Annotated in this window: 2 protein-coding genes; one reads left to right on the forward strand and one right to left on the reverse strand. The window is 43.1% G+C overall.

The window, feature by feature from the left end:
* Nucleotides 1-218: hypothetical protein (locus A3738_RS28870; RefSeq protein ID WP_231876796.1), on the forward strand; the 218-nt coding region annotated here is incomplete at its 5' end.
* Between the two features lie 44 nt (nt 219-262).
* On the opposite strand, the gene A3738_RS28875 is transcribed toward A3738_RS28870, so the two are convergent.
* A partial coding sequence (locus tag A3738_RS28875) for an AraC family transcriptional regulator (protein WP_156504585.1) occupies nt 263-750 on the reverse strand: 488 nt, incomplete at its 5' end.

Genomic DNA, 750 nt, shown 5'->3' on the forward strand with positions numbered 1-750 from the left:
GCGCAGGACTCATTTTTTGCGGACTTGTGATTGGCTTCTGCACGTGGGAGGCAGGGCTATTGGGTTTACGTCGAGTTCACCGCGACTTTACTCAATTGGGTCGTTATGTAGCGCAGAAGAAACACATCATTCATTTGCATCTTGGTGACAAAGCTGAGAAAGCAGCAAATAAAGTGTTATTAAAACATCCTGCGATCACGTCTGTCCGAATGGGCTAGGGCATTTCGCGAGAAGAGATTAGCTTTGACCTAGTTTTTAGCTTCTAGTTCTTAGTTTGATCTCGAGAGACCGCTTTAGGAGAGTGGCCAAACCAACGCTTGTAAGCCTTGTAGAAGCCGCTCGTCTCTTTAAAGCCCAGATGCAAACTCAACGAAGACAAGCTCACTCCTCGATCTAGTTGTTTTGCTGCTTCCTCTTTTCTTATTTGATCGAATAAAGTTTTAAAATCGCTGCTCTCTTCTTTTAGCTTCCTGTAGAGCGTTTGTCTGCTCATTCCCAGCGAGGCGCTAATTAATTCCGTACTAACTGGTTCTGAGCTTTTGATTCTTTCTTCTATGCGTTTTTTTACTTTTTCTTGGGTCGAGCTTGTGCCTTGAATATCTGATAGTAGCTCTGAGGCTTTCGATTGAATTATCCCTTTCACTAACGAGTTGCTGCTGACGATTGGGAGCTCAAGTGCTTGCGCTTTGATCGAGATTCTATTTGATGAAGCGTTAAATCGAATTGAGTGACCAAAAATCTGTTTAAATT

The organism is Oleiphilus sp. HI0066 (assembly GCF_001635725.1).